The organism is Thermosediminibacter oceani DSM 16646 (assembly GCF_000144645.1).
Taxonomy (GTDB): domain Bacteria; phylum Bacillota; class Thermosediminibacteria; order Thermosediminibacterales; family Thermosediminibacteraceae; genus Thermosediminibacter; species Thermosediminibacter oceani.
Window position 1 is genome coordinate 349,857 of sequence record NC_014377.1, and the last position, 18,864, is coordinate 368,720.

Below are 18,864 nucleotides of genomic sequence, written 5' to 3' on the forward strand. Positions count from 1 at the left end.
TCATCATGCTTGACCGCTTTTTTTATAGAGAAAAAGGGCTCTTTCTGCAGAGCCTTCACCCGTTGTCAGCGCTCGTCTATATCGCGGTTTTGCTGACGCTGGCATTGATGTTCAACCACCCGCTATACCTCCTGGGGTTGCTATCGATTACAGTTGCGGCCGTCAAAGCTGTTGATGGGTTTGATGCCTGGAAGACTTTTTTGAAAGTAAGCCTGGGGGCGACTTTTGTTATCATAATTGTGAATGCGGTTACCGTGCGCGCCGGACAAACCGTCCTATGGCGGGGGCCGTACATTCCGGTTTTCGGAAGGTTGAACGTTTCATTAGAGGCCGTTTTATTTGGTGCGGTCATGGGATTAAGGCTCCTTTTAATAATGAGCATATTTTGCCTTTACAATTTTATGATTCATCCCGACCGCGTGCTGGATATGCTTTCCCGCTTTTCTTCCAAGTCCGGGCTGGTGCTTTCCCTGGCTGCCAGGATGTTTCCCGCTATGGTAAGTCGACTTGACGGCATCAGGGAGGTGCTGACTGCGAGAGGAGTCGATTTTAATGCCGGAACATTAAAAGAAAAAATGGCAAAATACGCCGTATTAATGAAAATACTGCTTTTAACTTCTCTGGAAGATTCTATGGAGACAGCACAGGCCATGTACGCAAGGGCTTTTGGCAGCGGCAGGCGTTCATACTACGTTCGCGAAAACTTGCGACCAAGGGATACCGCATGCCTTGCCGCGAGTCTTGCCGCACTGGCGACGGCGGCATACGGTTTGGAGAAAGGCTTAGGCACCTTTAGATTTTACCCGCAGTCCGGCAATCTTATTGATGGGCATACGGGTATCGGGCTCCTTTTTGCCGTAATTTTTCTTTTATGCTTTCCGATACTCTTGAGCTGGGGGTGGCACACTTGCCCATTTTTGAAATCAAAGATCTGACTTATTTTTACCCGGAAAGCCAAAGGCCCGCATTGAAAGACGTAAACATGAGCATTGAAGAGGGCGAGTTTTTGCTCGTTACCGGCGGTTCCGGCTCGGGGAAATCTTCTCTGGCGCGGGTGCTGGCCGGCCTGATACCCGGATTTTCCGGCGGCCGCATCAGCGGCAGCGTTTTTTTTCGGGGAAAAGATATAGAGCAAATTGACCGGCGCACTATGGCAGGAGAGGTAGGGATAGTATTCCAGGATCCGGAAAAACAGCTGGTGAAGACGAGCGTGGAGGCAGAAATTGCGTTCGGCCTGGAAAACCTTGGCCTTCCTCAGCAGGAAATGGCCCGCCGGGTTGCCGAAGTCATGAGTTTTTTGGGCCTTGCGGATTTGAGGCGAGAGTTTACGGCGAAATTGTCCGGCGGCCAAAAACAAAAACTTGCCCTGGCTGCAGTCCTGGCCATGCAACCCTCGGTTTTAATTCTCGATGAGCCCACTTCACAGCTGGACCCGGTGGCGGCGGAGGATTTTTTAAATGTCGTAAAACGTTTGAATGAAGATATGGGCCTCACCGTGATCTTAATAGAACAGCGGCTGGAAAGATGTTTTCATCTTGCCGACAAAGTTTTGATTATGGAAGATGGAAGAATAAGGTTTGAAGGCACACCTGAGCAGGTGGCGCGTCGGGCGGCGTTTTGTGAAAACCCCTTTATTCCACCGGTAGCTCGCTTCTTCGGTAAGGTGGGTTTTAATACCATTCCCGTCACTGTAAAAGATGGACGGAGAATGCTGAAACAAAATTTTAACCCTGCTCCGGGAAATTTTTCCATGAGCTCTTCAGAAGGGATGCATGAAAGGGAACCGCTCATACGCATGGAAGGAGTCTGGTTTACATATCCCGACGGCAGGGAAGCGCTTCAGGATATAAACCTGGAGATTTGCGCCGGAGAGCTAGTGGCAGTGATAGGACCCAACGGGTCGGGCAAATCCACACTCCTCAAAAACATGGCGGGCCTGTTAAAACCCGGGCGCGGCCGGGTGATAATGATGGGCAACAAGCAGCCAAAAAGCGCCACTCGAACCACCTGGGACCCCAGCGTGGGTTACCTTTCCCAGAATCCAAATGATTATCTTTTTCAGGATACTGTAGAGGAAGAATTATTATACACATTAAAAAACTTTGGTATCGCTTCGAACGGAGCGGTTGATGAAATAATAGAAAAGCTTTCTTTGGGAGACTTTCGGCGCGTAAACCCGCGGGATCTGAGCTACGGTGAACGCCAGAGGGTGGCTCTGGCTTCGGTGCTGGTCACCGGGCCGAAGCTTTTGCTGCTGGATGAGCCCACCAAGGGGCTGGACTATCGCCTGAAAAGTGACTTGGGGGAGGTGCTGGCGGAGTTCTGTAGACAGGGGGCAGCTGTCGTGCTGACCACCCATGATGTCGAATTCGCGGCGAAATACGCATCGAGGGTGATCATGCTGTTCTGCGGCAGGGTGATATGTGACGGCCCGGTGCATCAGGTCCTTTCGGATTCAATTTTTTATTCCACCCAGATCGGCAGGATGTGCCGGGGTTTCGCGGACGGTATTCTGACTCCGGAGGAAGCTTTAGCTGTATTTAAACCCGCGTTGGCTAAAATAATTAATTAAGTATTAAAAGGAAGATGGTTATGAAAAAGATGCTGTCAAAAATTCTGTTCTGGCTCGGCTTTGGGATTATCCCGATTTTTATGGCGGCTGCCATGTCGGGAAAGACTACTATCTCCGGGGAATGGGGCGTGGCATCTTACATTGTCATCTTTGCCGCCATCGCTTTGATGTACCTGGGGTTTGAACTTGAAACTTCGTCTCCCAAAAGAATAGCCGTGATAGCCGTGCTGGGTGCCGTAGGGGCTGCGGGGCGGATTGCCTTTGCTGCCATTCCCAACATCCAGCCCACCACATTTATAGCGATCGCTTCGGGGTATGTCTTCGGCCCCAGCGCCGGTTTTATGGTGGGTTCAACTGCGGCCCTGGTTTCAAACTTTTTTCTAGGGCATGGGCCCTGGACACCGTGGCAGATGTTTGCCTGGGGCCTTGCCGGCTCATCGGCAGGCATCGTAAAACGCCTGTCACCGCATATAGGCAAATGGGGTATGGCATTTTTCTGCCTTTTATGGGGGTATTTATTTGGATGGATATTAAACCTGTGGTCCTGGATCGCCTTTGTTAAGCCGTTAAACTGGCAGAGTTTTCTCGCAGTCTGCACGGCAAGTTTCTGGTTTGACACTTTGCACGCTGTAGGCAATGCGGCCTTTTACCTGCTGTTTGGCACCAGCTTTATGAAAATACTCGAGCGGTTTCGGCACAAAATGGCAGCGACCCAAAAAATTTCTTGACGGTTCTGGTGAAAATGATATAATAAATGTAAAGAATATTATTATATTACAGTTTATAATATATAATAAGAATAGAAAGTGCGGCGGCAGGGTTAACCTTGCCGCCTTTTTAAATTTTATTAAATGTGAGGAGGGCATGCTGTGGTGGACAAAAAAACGCTCCGGCGCACATTTCTTGAAAAAAGGGAAGGTTTATCCAGGGAAGATGTAAAAGATAAGAGCGAGAAGATAATATCGACGCTCTTTGCCCTTGAGGAGCTTAAAAAATCCGAAGTTGTAATGTTCTACGTGAATGCCAGAAACGAAGTCGAGACCCGTAAAGCCATAGAGCAGGCTTTGAGCATGGGCAAAAGGGTTGTGGTGCCCAAAACCATAAAAGGTAAGGGGCTTCTAGCTGTAGAGATAAAAAGTCTCGGTGAACTGGTGCCCGGCACCTTCGGCATACTCGAACCGGAAAAAGATGAAGGCCTTGATCCGAAAGTGATCGACCTGGTCGTGGTACCGGGGGTGGCCTTCGACAGGAGAGGCTACCGGCTGGGGTACGGAGGCGGTTACTACGACGGTTTTTTGCCGAAGCTGCGGCCGGAGGCGAAGAAAATCGCCATCGCCTTTGAATTGCAGCTTGCCGATTACATCCCGGTGGAAAAACACGACGTGAGGATGGACGCCATAGTGACCGAAAAGGGCGTATACAGGTTTAATTGAAAGGCGATCTTGTTTGCCCGCCGGGATGGAAAAATACCAGCTTTTATGGAATAATATTATTGACACAATCAACGCAACAGGGTAGGAGGAATATTGATGATTAAAGACCAGGAAAACGTGATCGTTCTCGATTTCGGCGGGCAGTACAGCCAGCTGATAGCTCGCCGGGTCAGGGAAGCAAGTATTTATTGCGAGATTCTGCCCTACAATACCCCTATGGACGAAATTTTAAAGAGAAAGCCGAAAGCCATAGTTTTCTCCGGCGGCCCGGCCAGCGTATACTCGGAAAATGCGCCGGTATGCGATAAGAGGATTTTCGATACCGGCATACCAATCCTGGGAATCTGCTACGGTATGCAGCTCATGTGCCATATGCTGGGTGGAAGGGTTGAACCGGCCGAAACAGCCGAGTACGGCAGGGCCGAACTTGTGGTTGAAGAGGAGGACGGTATATTCAGCGGTTTGGAAAAAAACCTTACCGTCTGGATGAGCCACGGGGATTCCATAATAACGCTGCCCGAAGGATTCAGGACATTGGCGCGCACGAAAAACACCCCCCATGCGGCTATCGGTAACGGCAGGAACCTCTTCGGGGTGCAGTTTCACCCGGAGGTCGTCCATACGCCCAGGGGCAGGGAAATTCTCAACAATTTCCTCTTCGGCATAGCCGGCTGTACCGGGACCTGGTCCATGAAAACCTTTGTCGAGGAACAGATCAGGCTGATCAGGGAAAGGGTGGGTAACGGAAGAGCCCTCTGCGCCCTGAGCGGCGGGGTGGATTCTTCGGTGGCTGCGGTGATCACCCACAGGGCCCTGGGGGATAACCTGACCTGTATTTTCGTGGACCACGGCCTTTTGCGAAAAGACGAAGCCAGGAAGGTTATAGAGACTTTTAAAGACAAGTTCCATATAAACCTGATTGCCGTTGATGCATCCGACAGGTTTTTAAAAAGGCTGGAAGGTGTTACAGACCCGGAGGCGAAGCGCAGGATTATCGGTGAAGAATTCATCAGGGTATTCGAAGACGAGGCTAAGAAACTGGGAAAGATCGACTTTCTGGTTCAGGGGACCCTATACCCCGATGTCATTGAAAGCGGTACCCAGACGGCGGCGGTTATAAAAACCCACCACAACGTGGGCGGACTTCCCCAGGACCTCAATTTCGAGCTCATCGAACCCCTTCGGGACCTATTCAAGGACGAGGTCAGAAAGGTGGGACTCCAGCTGGGACTACCCGAGGAAATCGTGTACCGCCAGCCCTTCCCGGGACCAGGGCTTGCTGTGAGGGTTCTGGGTGAAGTGACCCGCGAGAAACTTTCTATCCTGCGGGAAGCCGATGCTATAGTGACCGAAGAAGTAAAAAAAGCCGGACTTGACAGGGAGCTCTGGCAGGCCTTTGCGGTGCTCACCGACGTAAAGAGCGTGGGAGTGATGGGTGACGAGAGGACTTACGCATACACGGTGGCGATCCGGGCCGTCACGAGCGAAGACGGCATGACGGCCGACTGGGCCAGGCTTCCGTACGACCTGCTGGATAATATGTCTACCAGGATCGTAAACGAAGTTCCCGGGGTCAACAGGGTCGTTTACGACATAACCTCAAAACCGCCGGCTACCATCGAATGGGAATAATAATTAACGTAACCTTAACAATTGATTAATTATAATTTAACACAGGGCTCGTACAATTAATAGTGGAAACTATAAAAAGGAGAGATGGTATGTCATCGAAGCTTAAAGGTGCGAAGGCCGGCTATGTACTAGCCCTGTTCACTTTGAGCCTGGCGGCGGTTCTGGTGGTGACTGCCTGCGGTGCATCAAACCGGAACCAGGGCGGTCAGGCAAACTTGAGCGGTTCAATAGAGATCGACGGTTCCAGCACGGTATATCCAATTACCGAGGCTGTAGCCGAAGAATTCATGAATACTTACCCCGACGTGAACATAACCGTCGGAGTGTCCGGCACGGGCGGCGGTTTCAAGCGTTTTACCGCGGGTGAGACCGACATAAGCAACGCCTCACGCCCGATCAGCGATGAGGAAGCCGCCAAGGCAAAAGAAAGCGGCGTCGAATACATCGAACTCCCCGTGGCTTACGACGGCATTACCGTAGTTGTCAATAAAGAAAACGACTGGGTCGACCATCTGACCGTGGAAGAACTCAAAAAAATATGGTCACCGGGAAGTAAAGTTACCAAGTGGAGCGACATTAGGCCCGGCTGGCCCGATGAAAAGATCAACCTCTACGGACCGGGCACCGACTCGGGTACCTTCGAGTACTTCACCGAAGCGGTTAACGGTGAAGCCAAGAAAAGCCGCTCCGATTACACCGCCAGCGAGGACGACAACGTACTGGTGCAGGGCGTTAGCGGTGACAGGTACGCCCTGGGCTACTTCGGCTTTGCTTACTACCTGGAAAATTCGGACAAAGTCAAGGCGGTGCCGATCGATGGGGGCAGCGGGCCGGTGGAGCCTACCGCAGAAAGCATAAAAAACGGCACCTATAAACCTCTCGCAAGGCCCATTTTCATCTATGTCAACAAAAAATCCCTCGAGCGCCCCGAAGTTAAAGAATTCGTCAAATTTTATATGGAAAATGCGGCCGAGCTGGTTGAAGAAGTCGGTTTCGTCCCCATGCCCGAAAGCGAGTATCAGGAGAACCTCAATAAGATAGAGTAAAGCCCCCTCCCATGGATTTAATATAAACTGTCTGACGGCCCAAGGTTTAGGTAAGCCCTGACGGCCGTCAGTTTTGTGTGTTAAATTCCATTAATTCTATGTTAAATGGGGGAATCATTAAATGGTCGATTCTGCTGGTAAAGGTTTTCGCGGGGAAAAGGGCATCGAAATTCTGCTTGCCCTGGCCGCTTCGGTTTCGGTGCTGGTCACCATTGGCATAGTCGTCTCCCTTTTCAGCGAGACAGCCGGTTTTTTCAAAGAAGTCTCGGTGAAGGAGTTTTTCACCGAAACCCGATGGACTCCGCTTTTTACCCCGGCCCATTACGGTATAGCTCCTCTTGTTGCAGGAACGATGCTGGTCACGGTTATAGCTATGATAGTCGCCGCACCGCTGGGGCTTGCAAGTGCAATTTACCTCAGCGAATACGCTCCGGATGGAGTAAGGCGCTTAATTAAACCGGTGCTGGAAATACTGGCTGGCATCCCCACCATCGTTTACGGGTATTTCGCTCTAACTTTCGTGACACCCATCATCAGGGCCATATTGCCGCAGACCAACGTATTTAACGCCCTCAGCGCCGGGATTGTAATGGGTATAATGCTTATACCGATGATTTCGTCTCTCAGCGAAGACGCCATGACGGCAGTGCCCAATTCCCTCAGGGAGGCGGCTTATGCGCTTGGTGCCACCAAGCTCGAAGTTGCCTACAAAGTAGTGATACCTGCGGCGATTTCGGGAATAGTGGCGTCCTTCATCCTCGCCATTTCCAGAGCCATAGGGGAGACGATGATTGTAGCTCTAGCGGCGGGCAGCACTCCCAAGCTGACGTTCAATCCGCTGGACAGCATTCAGACAATGACGGCTTTTATCGCCCAGGTAATGCTGGGAGATGCGCCCTTCGGGTCCATTGAGTATAAGAGCGTTTATGCTGTTGCCGGTGTACTGTTTGTTGTCACGCTGTCACTGAATCTGATAGGGACCTGGATCGTGCGCCGCTACAAGGAGGTGTATTGATGACCGTTCAGGATGAAATGTTTTCCCCGGGGCTCCAAAATCGCCAGCGCCGCAACCGGATTTTTATGTGGCTCTTTTTGAGCGCAAACCTCCTGGGCCTGCTGGTGCTCGTCGTACTCCTGGCAAAAGTACTGCGGGACAGCTGGGGATGGTTGGACCTTCAATTTATTACTTCCTTTCCCTCCAGGTCTCCCGAAAAAGCAGGTATACTTCCGGCATTATACGGTACTATTTACGTAATGATAATAACGGCCGTTTTTGCGATACCCCTCGGCATTGCAGCAGCCGTGTTTCTTGAGGAGTACTCGAAAAAGAGCAAATTTTTATCCTTCATACAGGTTAACATTTATAACCTGGCGGGTATCCCATCAATAGTATACGGTATACTGGGATTGACGGTTTTCGTCCGGTGGATGATGCTGGGGCGAAGCCTCCTCGCAGGGGGCCTTACCATGGGACTTCTAATACTTCCGGTCATAATAGTCACCGCTCAGGAAGCTATTCGGGCCGTCCCACAGTCATGGCGCCACGCATCCTACGCCCTGGGGGCCAGCAAGTGGCAGACCATCCGCTACGTGGTGCTTCCTTCGGCGCTGCCCGGGATACTGACCGGCATTATTCTCGCGCTCTCCAGAGCAATTGGGGAGACGGCGCCGCTGATCCCCATAGGAGCGCTGACTTTTGTCCGCGTTATACCCAGGAGTCTTTTCGATTCTTTTTCGGTACTGCCGATCCAGATCTATAACTGGACCTCCAGGCCTCAGGATGATTTCAGGGCCATAGCTGCGGCGGGGATAGTGGTGCTTCTGGTGGTGCTGCTCGGCATGAATTCGGCTGCCATACTGCTCAGGAATAAATACCAGGGAAGGATAAAAAAGGTATGAATTTGGAAAGGATTATTACAGTCAGAAATCTCTTTGTGAGTTACGGGCACCATAGGGTTTTAAAAGGAATCAACCTCGATATATACAAAAACCGGATCACCGCGATTATGGGACCGTCGGGCTGCGGAAAGAGCACCCTGCTCAGATGCCTGAACAGGATGATCGACCTTTCAGAAGGGGCGCGGATCAAAGGTCAGGTACTTTACAGGGGCGAGAATATATATTCTCCAAAGGTAGACCCGGCTCATATACGCTTTCGGATAGGCATGGTTTTCCAGAAACCCAACCCTTTCCCGAAAAGTATTTTCGAAAATGTGGCCTTCGGCCCCAGGATAAACGGCTATAAAGGGGACCTTTCTGCTCTGGTGGAGCAGTCGCTGCAGAGGGCGGGCCTATGGGACGAAGTGAAGGACCGGTTGCACGAAAACGCGTATATGCTCTCCGGAGGTCAGCAGCAGAGGCTGTGCATAGCGCGGGCGCTGGCTTTAGAGCCCGAGGTTTTGCTTCTGGACGAACCGTGTTCGGCCCTGGACCCGATTTCCACCATGCACGTGGAGGAACTGATCAGGCAGCTCAAGGAACGGCTTACCATAGTTATTGTAACCCATAACATCCAGCAGGCGGCAAGGGTGGCCGATTATACAGCCTTTTTACTGCAGGGGGAGCTGGTGGAGTTCGGAGAGACCAGCGCCATGTTTACGGTTCCGAAAGACAAGCGAACGGAAGACTTTATAACCGGCAGGTTCGGCTGATAAATACGGGATAGATCGGAGGTATCCATAGTGCTACGGTTTTTAACCGCCGGTGAATCCCACGGGAAGGCCCTCGTTGCCGTTATAGAAGGACTGCCGGCAAACCTTGCCGTTGATGTTGATTTCATAAACAGGGAACTTTCGAGGCGCCAGATGGGGTACGGCCGCGGCGGCAGGATGAAGATCGAAAAGGATGCGGTGGAAGTCATAAGCGGTTTAAGAGAAGGACGGACTACCGGAAGTCCTGTTGCCTTTATCATACCGAATCTGGATTATCCCAACTGGAAGGATAAAGCTTTAGAACCAGTAACCAGGCCCCGGCCGGGTCATGGTGACCTTGCCGGGGCATTAAAATACCGGCAGGACGATATAAGAAACATCCTGGAGAGGGCCAGCGCCCGGGAGACGGCCGCCCGGGTGGCCGTGGGAGCAGTGGCAAAACAGCTTTTAGCGATTTTTAACATAGAGGTTTTAAGTCACGTGATCGCCATTGGCGGGATAAAAGCAAATGTTAAAGACCCTTTGCTGGAAGACTTGAGGAGGGCCGATGAGTCTCCCGTAAGGTGCCTCGACCGGATTGCAGAGCAGAAAATGATGGAAGCCATCGACAATGCGAAGAGGGATGGGGACTCTCTGGGAGGCGTTTTTGAGGTAGTGGCTTTTAATGTGCCGGTGGGACTGGGCAGCCACGCGCACTGGGATAGAAAACTGGACGGGCGGATAGTGTGGTCGCTTATGAGCGTGCAGGGCATAAAGGGTGTAGAAATCGGGCTGGGTTTTGAGGCCGCAGCGAGGAAGGGTTCTCAGGTTCACGACGAAATTTTTTACGACAGCGAAAGCCGCCGTTTTTACCGGAAGACCAACAACGCCGGCGGGCTTGAGGCTGGCATTACCAACGGGTGCCCGCTGGTAGTTCGTGCGGCAATGAAACCCATACCCACCCTCTACAGGCCCCTTTTGAGCGTTGACATAAAGACGAAAGAACAATTTGCCGCCGGCGTGGAACGTTCCGACGTATGCGCCGTACCGGCTGCCAGCATTGTGGGTGAGGCGGCGGTGGCCTGGGTACTGGCAGGTGCGCTGGTGGAGAAGTTCGGAGGCGACACGGTGGAAGAGATGCGGGAGGGCTTCGAAAGGTGGATGAAGTATCTACAGGAATTCTAAATAAAAAGACGGAGGTTTCCCATGGAAAGCTTAACCGTTGAACTGGGCGCCAGGTCTTACCTCATCCACATAGGGCCGGGCAACCTCGATGAAATTGGAAAAATCCTGAGGGCGTTGATCGGCCCGGAAAAAATCCTGGTTATAACGGATGAAAATGTCAGGGATTTGTACGCCGGTCGGGTGCTGGAATCGCTGAAAGAAGCCGGTTTCGATGCGCACATTGCGGTAATTCCTCCGGGAGAACCCAGCAAGACCCTGAAAGAGGCCGAGAGACTCTACATTAAAGCGTTGGATTACGGCCTGGACAGGAATTCCGCCATCATAGCGCTTGGCGGAGGCGTTGTAGGAGACCTGGCGGGATTTGTAGCGGCAACTTATATGCGGGGGATAAGATACGTTCAAGTGCCTACAAGCCTGCTGGCCCAGGTAGACAGCAGTGTCGGAGGAAAGGTTGCCGTAAATCTTAAGCTGGCTAAGAACATAGTGGGGGCTTTTCACCAGCCGGTGGCCGTGATAATAGATCCCCTCACCTTGAAGACCCTGCCCGACAGGGAATTCAGGGAAGGCCTTGCGGAGGTGATTAAATACGGGATAATATGGGACGGGGATTTCTACGAGTGGCTTGAGAAAAACGTTACGATCCTCCGGCAGGGCGGGGAAAAACTAATATACGCAATAAAAAAATCTTGCGCCATAAAGGCGGCGGTAGTTTCCCTGGACGAAAGGGACGAAGGCACCAGGATGCTCCTGAACTACGGCCACACCGTGGGCCACGCTCTGGAATCCCTGCTGGGATACGGTGCGCTGCTTCACGGCGAAGCGGTTGCCGCCGGGATGATAATTGAGGCGGCCATCGCGCTGGAAATAGGTCTGCTCGGGCGGCGGGATTATGAAAGGATCGTGACAATCCTGAAACAGGCCGTACCGGTTAAAATACCGGGGCCCGTAGATACGAGCGATCTAATTGAAGCGATGGCCCGGGACAAGAAAAACAAAGGCCGGCGCGTAGCTTTTGTGCTGCCGGAGAAACCGGGCAGGGCGGGCCTTTATTATGACATTCCGGGGGAAATTTTATATAAAATCTTAGACCAATTTTTTAAAAAAAGCACCGTTCCGTAAAAACGGTGTTTTTTTCTGCAAAAATGTTGTTAAACAAAGTCCCAATATGCTATAATAATTACGTAATAGCAGGATAATGTGATATACTCATTTAGGATTATTAAGTATTAGGGGGTCAACAATTATATGTCAAAGATAACATTAACAGTTATTAAAGCCGATATCGGCGGATATGTGGGGCACTGCAGCGTACATCCCGACCTGATCGAAGAAGCTAAAAGCGTTCTTGAGGAAAAAGGAAAAGGCTTGCTGGAGGACTACGTTGTAACTCATGTAGGTGATGACATCAACCTCATTATGACCCACAGGAAGGGTGTAGATAATACTGAAATCCACAAGCTGGCATGGGACACTTTCCTTTCATGCACCCAGATTGCGAAGAAGCTGAAGCTTTACGGGGCAGGACAGGACCTGTTATCCGATTCTTTCTCGGGCAACATAAAGGGAATGGGGCCGGGAGTTGCGGAAATGGAATTCGAGGAACGCCCCAGCGAACCCGTAATAGTTTTCATGGCCGATAAGACCGAGCCTGGAGCATGGAACCTGCCGCTTTACAAGATGTTTGCCGACCCGTTCAACACCATCGGCCTTGTGATAGATCCCAAGATGCATCAAGGGTTCAAGTTCGAAGTTCTGGACACTATAGAAAATAAAAAGATCGTCTTCTCTTGTCCGGAAGAGCTTTACGACCTGCTCGTATTTTTGGGAGCCGCGAACCGGTATGCGGTCAAAGCCGTGTACAGTAAGAGCGGAGAACCGGCCGCCGTATCCTCCACGCAGAGGATGAACCTTATGGCCGGCAGATACGTGGGCAAGGATGACCCCGTGCTTATAGTTCGCTGCCAGAGCGGTTTGCCCGCTGTGGGAGAGGCACTGGAACCTTTTGCCAACCCGCACCTGGTGGCTGGTTGGATGAGGGGCTCGCACTTCGGGCCGCTGATGCCGGTATCCTGCAACGGTGCAACCCCCAGCAGGTTTGACGGTCCGCCGAGGGTGGTGGCGCTGGGGTTCCAGCTGGCCGGCGGCAAGCTGGTAGGTCCTCAGGACATGTTTGCGGATGTGTCCTTTGATAGAGCAAGGGAAAAAGCCTTGGAAATGGCCGATTACTTTAGGCAACTAGGCCCCTTTGAACCCCACCGCCTCCCGCTGGACGAAATGGAGTATACAACCCTGCCTCAGGTTATGGAAAAACTAAAGGACAGGTTCGAATAAAAAAATGGCCCCTCTTGAAAAGAGGGGCTTTAATATTGTATAATTATAAAAATTCCCCTTAAATTTTGCCAAAAATTGCATAAAAAAAGCAGGATATTTTTATTTTATGCAGAAATAATACTACATTCTAACGGGAAACATTTTTAATAGGAGCCCCCAAAAAGCATCCACGGCATAAGTCCCAGCCAAAATACCGCTTGTGCTAGTACTAACAAAAACTTAAGGAGGGCTATTATGGAAGAATCAAAAGCACAATGGAGCAGTCGAGTAGGATTTATCCTGGCTTCTCTGGGAATGGCTTTCGGTACCGGAAACATATGGCGTTTTCCGAGGGTCGCGGCGGCCAACGGTGGCGGAGCCTTTTTGATTGCATTTTTAATAGCTACAATATTGTGGGCGGTACCGCTTCTAATGATGGAGATGGTGATGGGAAAAACCACGCGGCTTGGAACTGTAGGTGCTTTTAGGAATTTCTGCGGCAAAAAATATACATGGTTTGGAGCATGGATCGGTTTTTGTTCGGTGGCTATCATGTTTTATTATTCAGTCGTAATGGGCTGGGCTCTACGGTACTTTGTATACGGAATAACCGGGGCTATAAAACCGGGCATTGATTCCGAGACAATGTGGAAAGCATTTTTAAACGATCCTAGCCAGACGATATTATTCCACTTTATCTCAATCGCAATAGCCGGGTTTATAATTTACAGGGGAGTAAAAGAAGGCCTTGAGATTGCAAACAAGACTATAGTACCCAGCATGCTGGTGCTCCTTATTGTGGTAATGGTCTGGGCTCTAACCAAACCCAACGCCGTCCAGGGCCTTGAATATTTATATAATCCAAACTTATCCCAGCTTTTAGATGCAAAAGTCTGGCTGAACGCCTTTACACAGGCGGCATGGTCCGTAGGTGCCGGTTGGGGGTTGATGCTCACCTATGCGGTTTATATGAGGGATGAAGATGATATCGGCGCCAACTCGTTCGTCGTGGCCTTTGCCGATTCGGGTTCGTCCCTGATCTCGGCAATGGCGGTACTACCCTTAGTGTTTGCCGTATCGCCGAGTGTTGAAGTCGCCAAAAAGGCTTTGGAGTCCGGACACACCGGCATGACGTTTATTTATCTGACAAAGTTTTTCCCGAATCTGCCGGGCGGAACCTTTTTTGCTGCACTGTTCTTCTTAGCCCTTTCTATAGCTGCCCTAGCTTCGCTTCTTTCTATGGTAGAGCTTGCAACGCTTAATTTGCAGGATATGGGCATCGACCGGAAGAAGGCTGCAATACTGGTAACGGTGGTTACATTCTTACTCGGTATCCCTTCGGCATACAGTTCATGGTTCCTCGATAACCAGGACATGGTATGGGGTGTGGGGTTACTGATAGCGGGTGTGCTTTACTCCCTGGCGGCATATAGATACGGCATCGACAGGGTGAGGACGGAGATTATAAATCCTAACAGCTATGTGCATATAGGCAAATGGTGGAATTATGCTATAGGCGGTTTCCCAATCATGTTTGCTTTTGTCTTTGGCTGGTGGATCCTGCAATCAATTACCTGGTATCCCAAAACCTGGTGGAACCCGTTCGAGCAGTACAGCCCTGCCACCATGGTGATCCAATGGTCTGTCGTCGCGCTGGTGTTTTACCTTGCTAATAATTGGCTGGCAGAAAAGATAAAGGCTCCTTACAAGGAGGTATCTGCTCGAGAAAGTTCCGCCGATCGCGGGGAGGGAAGAAAATGAGTACCACGGCTGTTATATGGATGATTTTAATGCTTTTTATTTATTTCGGTGGATTTATTTATTTCGCCTTACAGGATGGGAGCGGAAAGAAGGCAAACAATTAAGGATATAAAAACTCCCGCCGCTGAAAATATAAATCAGCGGCGGGAGTTTTCTTTTTTCCGTATAGTCTGGAATTTCTGGACAACTGCTGTATAATATTTAGTAGAATATACAAAAACCTGGGAGGCATGTCCTATGGCATTGCCTGCGGTGAATATAGTGAGGAGTGATGAGAGCTTATCTTTCCAGAAAAACCTGATGAAAAAGGCAAACGTTATTTTAGACCTGACAGGAGCGACGGGCCTCCGGTTTTGCAGTGAAAAGAAGCATTTCATGAAGGTGAAGCAAAAACTTGCGCCTTCAAAACCGGGGATAACCTTTCTTGGCCCGGGGGATTTTCACCACCTGTCCGCACACTTCATAGACGGGATAAAACCCAAGCCCGTGCTCGTTCTTTTCGATCATCATTCGGATATGCTAGGTTCACCCGACGGTTTTGTCACGTGCGGTTCATGGGTTGCTCATGTCCTCAGAGAAGGCAAGGTGAAAAAATGTCTGGTGGCAGGGATAAGCTCCAAGGACGAGGCTCTGTTTAAGGTTTCTTCCGACTGCAGGGCTGTTTTTTTACCGGAGGACTTGCCTCACGATAAGGTGGTGTCGGCAATCGTAGAGGAGCTCGTAAAATCGGGAGGCCCTGTGTATATAAGCATAGACAAAGACGTGCTTTCACAAAAGGATGCCGCCACCAACTGGGACCAGGGCTGCATGAGCCTAGACGAACTCCTGGATTTCATCGAGGTAATAGGCGAAACCGCTCCCGTTGCCGGTGCCGACGTATGCGGCGAGTGGAGGGTGCCGGTTGACCGGGTGTTTTTAAACAGAGAGGATGTAGAAAAAACAGGCCTCAACGAACAGGCCAACATAAAGATTCTAGAAAAACTTTTGAAAGTGTGGCAAAAAAATAGTAAAATAGCTTATATAAAACCTGAATTGGGGAGGGGTATATATGGAGTATAAAGCGGATATAGGAGTTATAGGGGGCACGGGTTTTTACGCCTTCCTGGACGATGTAAAAGAGATTACCGTCGAAACTCCGTACGGAGCTCCCAGCGACAAAATAGCTCTTGCCAGGATCAAGGATAAGACCGTGGCCTTCCTGCCGAGACACGGCAAGGATCACAGGTATCCGCCGCATATGATAAACTACAGGGCGAATATCTATGCGCTCAAACAGCTGGGCGTGACCAGAATCCTTGGCCCCTGTGCATCGGGCAGCCTGCAGCCCCATATAAAGCCGGGGGACTTTGTTATCTGCGACCAGTTCGTCAACCGCACCTGGGGGAGAAAGGACACCTTTTACGACGGCCCCATCACTACCCATATAGGCGGTGCGGAGCCGTACTGCCCCGAGCTCAGGAAGATTGCCATCGAGGCGGCGAAGGATATGGGCCTGCCGGTTCACGAAAGGGGAACCGTTGTGGTGGTCCAGGGCCCCAGGTTTTCGACAAAAGCCGAGAGCCGCGAGTTTTCCAGCCATGGATGGGAAGTAATAAACATGACCCAGTACCCGGAAGTTGTCCTTGCCCGGGAGATGGAAATATGCTATGCTAATATTACTTTGGTAACCGACTACGACGTAGGCCTGGAAGGCCATCCGGATGTGGAGCCGGTGAGCCACGAAATGGTGCTCAAGGTCTTCAACGAAAATCTGGGCAAGCTGAAGGACCTCATATATTCCATAATCGAGAGGATCCCCGAAAATCGCGGCTGCAGATGCAAAGAAGAGTTGAAGACCGCCCGGATGGGTTGAAGACTTTTCGTGGTTCGGAAAAAGGGTATTAAAACAGGGACCTGTCCTTGAGTAAAAGCAACGAGGTAACGGGTCTTAATCAGTGGAGATAGATTTAAGGTGGTGTATTTTTAAAATGCTTCTCCTGAAGATAAAGCAGAAGGTGGTAGAATACGGCGAAAAAATAGTTAAAGAAGGGCTCGTCGTTGCTACTTGGGGCAATATAAGCGCCCGCAACGGGCATGACGACGTTTTCGTCATAACGCCCAGCGGTATGAGCTACACTATCCTGGAGCCGGATGATATAGTGGAAGTCGACATCAACGGAAATCCCCTATCTCCAGGCAGGAAGCCCTCGGTGGAAACACCGATGCATGCCGCTATCTACCGGGCCAGGCCCGACGTTCGGGCGATAATCCATACCCACAGCACCAATGCCTGCGCCTGCGCCGTCGCCAGGATGGACATCCCGTGTATTATGGAGGATATGGCATGCATGGTGGGAGGGCCCGTCAAGGTTGCAGATTACGCTCCAACCGGGTCCCAGGAACTAGCCAGGAACGTGGTGAAAGCCCTGGGGGATAGAAATGCAGTGCTGCTGGCGAATCACGGGGTGGTTACCGTCGGCAGGGATCTGGAAGAAGCCTTCAAGCTCAGCCTTCTAGTAGAAAAGAGTGCGGAGATTTTCATTAAGGCAAAACTTATAAGGTTTCCATTTTCCCTTAACGAAAGCGAAGTGCAGTTCCTCAGGAATTTTTACCGTACATCCTATGGCCAGGGCGATAAAAAATAAACGGCATTGCACAAAAAGCCCGACTATAATATAATTAATAAGATCTTACTTTGCCTCTGGGAAAGGAGTACAAAATGCAGAGGAAGTCTCGAAAGAAGGCCTCCAAGGTCGATTACAGCTTGCTGATAAAAAGAGAGATTCTAGCCTATCTGGAGGCTTTGAAGAATAAGGATTATACGGTAGGACAGCTTGATAAGTCAATGAAAAAGCTGTTTAGCATGGGCGACCTGGTCGTCCCCGTTTGCCTTTCCAAGCTAAAGGAAAGCGACGAGGAGCTGGCACCTATAGTGTGTTATGCACTGGAATACGCCAACGACTACAGGCTTGTAGGTCCGCTGATGGACATCCTGGTTATGCCCCAGGTGTCGGATAAGGTGAAAGCCAGGATCCTGACGGTACTTTCCCATTACGGCGTGGATACCGGGGATCTACCGCTGAACAATATAATGAGCGACTTCGAAAGAATTGCCACCCAGTCCCTGGTGGAGATGATAGAAGATATTAACAGGGATTATTTTTTAATACCGTATATCCTGGATGACCTGCAGGAATTTCCCCTGGAAGCCAGGCTGGCGTACATAAAGGACATAGGTGAGCACCGGCTGGAGAAAGCGGTGGTTTTGCTGGAAATCCTGGCAAAAACCGACGACGTTCCTGTAGCCGAAGAGGCCGCCCGAGCCCTGGGCAGGATAAAAACCGGCAGAGCGCTTTACGCCCTGAACAAGCTGTCCCGGGAAGTCACGAACGACAGGGTGAAAAAGACCGTCGAAAGGGAAAGTCTGAGGCTAAAGTTCAGCGGCGTCGTCGAAGAGCCGTACGATCCTCCGGTGACCTTAAAAAAACCTACCAAAATAGTGCTCTCCTCCATAGACGGTCTGGGGAGCAGGGCCCTCTGGATCGCATGGAGAAATCCCTCCAAAAACCGCAAGCTGTGCTCCATGAACCTGCTCCTGAATTCTTCGGCGGGCATTAAAGATTGCTGGAGTATATTACAGATAACCAGCCGGGAATTCAACAACTCTGTGAGGGATCTTTCAAGGAGCACTGTGATTATGGAGACGAACGCGGAGCACGCCGTCTCGTTGATCCGCGATGCGTATTTCTGGAACTGCCAGGTTGGCAATCCGGTGCCTTACCAGTTCTTTTTCTGGAAGGGCATTATAGAGCAGAGCATGTCGTGCCACATAACCCCAAAGATTTACAAGCCGGATTTCAGCGAGTACGACCTGGAGGCCATAAAAGAGAACAAGGATTATTTAAAAAATACCTTCGACCTTTTCAACTACCGCATTTTTGAGGACTGGTTTGTGGCCGAACCCAGAGTCTACGATTACGCGGAAGAGCACAAGTCAAAAAACGGGTTTTATATAAAGAAGATGACGATTTCAAAGGCCGAGAATCTCTTTGCCAGGTTCACATCCGAGCTGATAGAGCCCCGGGCGGCTGTGCTCATGCGCATGCTGGAGCTAGCGTCCGATTTTCTGAACAAGATGGGGGAAAGGGAACTGGTAAAGGTGGTGCTTTCAGCGATGCTGCACATGGATATAAAACCCCTTCACCACCATCCCTTTATACAGCGAATGATTATAGAGAGCCTGCGGGTGGCCCTCGTAAACATGAAAAACGGTTTCGACATGAGGGTGAATCCGGAGGCCTTTGACTAGAAGCATA

17 protein-coding genes are annotated in these 18,864 nt (G+C 50.6%); all 17 read left to right on the top strand.

The features are described from left to right. Positions 1-5 precede the first annotated feature (5 nt). The 17 genes from TOCE_RS01800 to TOCE_RS01880 all read left to right on the top strand — a co-directional run bounded on the left by TOCE_RS01800 (position 6) and on the right by TOCE_RS01880 (position 18,857). On the top strand, positions 6-935 hold the full coding sequence (locus tag TOCE_RS01800; protein ID WP_013275180.1) for an energy-coupling factor transporter transmembrane component T: 930 nt from the start codon (positions 6-8) through the stop codon (positions 933-935). Beyond that, positions 899-2,572, top strand: coding sequence for an ABC transporter ATP-binding protein (locus TOCE_RS01805; protein ID WP_425358469.1), 1,674 nt, complete (start codon positions 899-901; stop codon positions 2,570-2,572). Before TOCE_RS01800 ends, TOCE_RS01805 begins: the two co-directional genes overlap by 37 nt. A gap of 20 nt (positions 2,573-2,592) precedes the next feature. Continuing rightward, positions 2,593-3,300, top strand: coding sequence for an ECF transporter S component (locus TOCE_RS01810; RefSeq protein WP_013275182.1), 708 nt, complete (start codon positions 2,593-2,595; stop codon positions 3,298-3,300). A gap of 141 nt (positions 3,301-3,441) precedes the next feature. Beyond that, on the top strand, positions 3,442-4,005 hold the full coding sequence (locus TOCE_RS01815; RefSeq protein WP_013275183.1) for a 5-formyltetrahydrofolate cyclo-ligase: 564 nt from the start codon (positions 3,442-3,444) through the stop codon (positions 4,003-4,005). A 96-nt stretch (positions 4,006-4,101) separates the two neighbouring features. Continuing rightward, positions 4,102-5,637: a glutamine-hydrolyzing GMP synthase gene (gene guaA, locus TOCE_RS01820; RefSeq protein WP_013275184.1), complete on the top strand. Its 1,536-nt coding sequence runs from the start codon at positions 4,102-4,104 to the stop codon at positions 5,635-5,637. A gap of 89 nt (positions 5,638-5,726) precedes the next feature. Next, the gene (locus TOCE_RS01825; RefSeq protein ID WP_013275185.1) at positions 5,727-6,683 is read left to right on the top strand and encodes a PstS family phosphate ABC transporter substrate-binding protein; all 957 of its coding nucleotides are present in this window, start codon (positions 5,727-5,729) and stop codon (positions 6,681-6,683) included. A 121-nt stretch (positions 6,684-6,804) separates the two neighbouring features. Further along, positions 6,805-7,698 carry a phosphate ABC transporter permease subunit PstC gene (gene pstC, locus TOCE_RS01830; protein ID WP_013275186.1) on the top strand — a complete coding sequence of 298 codons (894 nt, stop codon included), beginning with the start codon at positions 6,805-6,807 and terminating at the stop codon, positions 7,696-7,698. Next, positions 7,698-8,582 (top strand): phosphate ABC transporter permease PstA, encoded by an 885-nt coding sequence (gene pstA, locus TOCE_RS01835; protein WP_013275187.1) that lies wholly within the window; start codon positions 7,698-7,700, stop codon positions 8,580-8,582. Before pstC ends, pstA begins: the two co-directional genes overlap by 1 nt. A 2-nt stretch (positions 8,583-8,584) precedes the next feature. Continuing rightward, entirely contained in the window at positions 8,585-9,334 is a 750-nt protein-coding gene (pstB, locus tag TOCE_RS01840; protein ID WP_223156849.1) for a phosphate ABC transporter ATP-binding protein PstB, read from the top strand. A gap of 30 nt (positions 9,335-9,364) precedes the next feature. Further along, the gene (aroC, locus tag TOCE_RS01845) at positions 9,365-10,498 is read left to right on the top strand and encodes a chorismate synthase (RefSeq protein WP_013275189.1); all 1,134 of its coding nucleotides are present in this window, start codon (positions 9,365-9,367) and stop codon (positions 10,496-10,498) included. A gap of 21 nt (positions 10,499-10,519) precedes the next feature. Next, positions 10,520-11,617, top strand: a complete 1,098-nt coding sequence (gene aroB, locus TOCE_RS01850; protein ID WP_013275190.1) for a 3-dehydroquinate synthase — start codon at positions 10,520-10,522, stop codon at positions 11,615-11,617. 126 nt (positions 11,618-11,743) lie between these two features. After that, positions 11,744-12,829, top strand: coding sequence for a fructose-1,6-bisphosphate aldolase/phosphatase (fbp, locus tag TOCE_RS01855; protein ID WP_013275191.1), 1,086 nt, complete (start codon positions 11,744-11,746; stop codon positions 12,827-12,829). A 234-nt stretch (positions 12,830-13,063) separates the two neighbouring features. Beyond that, positions 13,064-14,569 (top strand): sodium-dependent transporter, encoded by a 1,506-nt coding sequence (locus TOCE_RS01860; RefSeq protein WP_013275192.1) that lies wholly within the window; start codon positions 13,064-13,066, stop codon positions 14,567-14,569. 237 nt (positions 14,570-14,806) lie between these two features. Continuing rightward, positions 14,807-15,628 carry an arginase family protein gene (locus TOCE_RS01865; protein ID WP_013275194.1) on the top strand — a complete coding sequence of 274 codons (822 nt, stop codon included), beginning with the start codon at positions 14,807-14,809 and terminating at the stop codon, positions 15,626-15,628. Continuing rightward, positions 15,618-16,421, top strand: coding sequence for an S-methyl-5'-thioadenosine phosphorylase (locus tag TOCE_RS01870; protein WP_013275195.1), 804 nt, complete (start codon positions 15,618-15,620; stop codon positions 16,419-16,421). The genes TOCE_RS01865 and TOCE_RS01870 overlap by 11 nt, the downstream gene beginning before the upstream one ends. Positions 16,422-16,536: 115 nt before the next feature. After that, positions 16,537-17,193 (top strand): class II aldolase/adducin family protein, encoded by a 657-nt coding sequence (locus TOCE_RS01875; RefSeq protein ID WP_013275196.1) that lies wholly within the window; start codon positions 16,537-16,539, stop codon positions 17,191-17,193. Positions 17,194-17,267: 74 nt separating this feature from the next. Next, positions 17,268-18,857 (top strand): HEAT repeat domain-containing protein, encoded by a 1,590-nt coding sequence (locus tag TOCE_RS01880; RefSeq protein WP_013275197.1) that lies wholly within the window; start codon positions 17,268-17,270, stop codon positions 18,855-18,857. Positions 18,858-18,864: the final 7 nt, after the last annotated feature.

Bases quoted from the DNA above. Each gene is read 5' to 3' on its own strand.
- TOCE_RS01810 (WP_013275182.1), top strand. From the start codon at position 2,593: ATGAAAAAGATGCTGTCAAAAATTCTGTTCTGGCTCGGCTTTGGGATT.
- TOCE_RS01870 (WP_013275195.1), top strand. From the start codon at position 15,618: ATGGAGTATAAAGCGGATATAGGAGTTATAGGGGGCACGGGTTTTTAC.
- TOCE_RS01800 (WP_013275180.1), top strand. From the start codon at position 6: ATGCTTGACCGCTTTTTTTATAGAGAAAAAGGGCTCTTTCTGCAGAGC.
- TOCE_RS01875 (WP_013275196.1), top strand. From the start codon at position 16,537: ATGCTTCTCCTGAAGATAAAGCAGAAGGTGGTAGAATACGGCGAAAAA.
- aroB (WP_013275190.1), top strand. From the start codon at position 10,520: ATGGAAAGCTTAACCGTTGAACTGGGCGCCAGGTCTTACCTCATCCAC.
- TOCE_RS01865 (WP_013275194.1), top strand. From the start codon at position 14,807: ATGGCATTGCCTGCGGTGAATATAGTGAGGAGTGATGAGAGCTTATCT.
- TOCE_RS01880 (WP_013275197.1), top strand. From the start codon at position 17,268: ATGCAGAGGAAGTCTCGAAAGAAGGCCTCCAAGGTCGATTACAGCTTG.
- pstC (WP_013275186.1), top strand. From the start codon at position 6,805: ATGGTCGATTCTGCTGGTAAAGGTTTTCGCGGGGAAAAGGGCATCGAA.
- TOCE_RS01825 (WP_013275185.1), top strand. From the start codon at position 5,727: ATGTCATCGAAGCTTAAAGGTGCGAAGGCCGGCTATGTACTAGCCCTG.
- fbp (WP_013275191.1), top strand. From the start codon at position 11,744: ATGTCAAAGATAACATTAACAGTTATTAAAGCCGATATCGGCGGATAT.
- TOCE_RS01860 (WP_013275192.1), top strand. From the start codon at position 13,064: ATGGAAGAATCAAAAGCACAATGGAGCAGTCGAGTAGGATTTATCCTG.
- guaA (WP_013275184.1), top strand. From the start codon at position 4,102: ATGATTAAAGACCAGGAAAACGTGATCGTTCTCGATTTCGGCGGGCAG.
- pstA (WP_013275187.1), top strand. From the start codon at position 7,698: ATGACCGTTCAGGATGAAATGTTTTCCCCGGGGCTCCAAAATCGCCAG.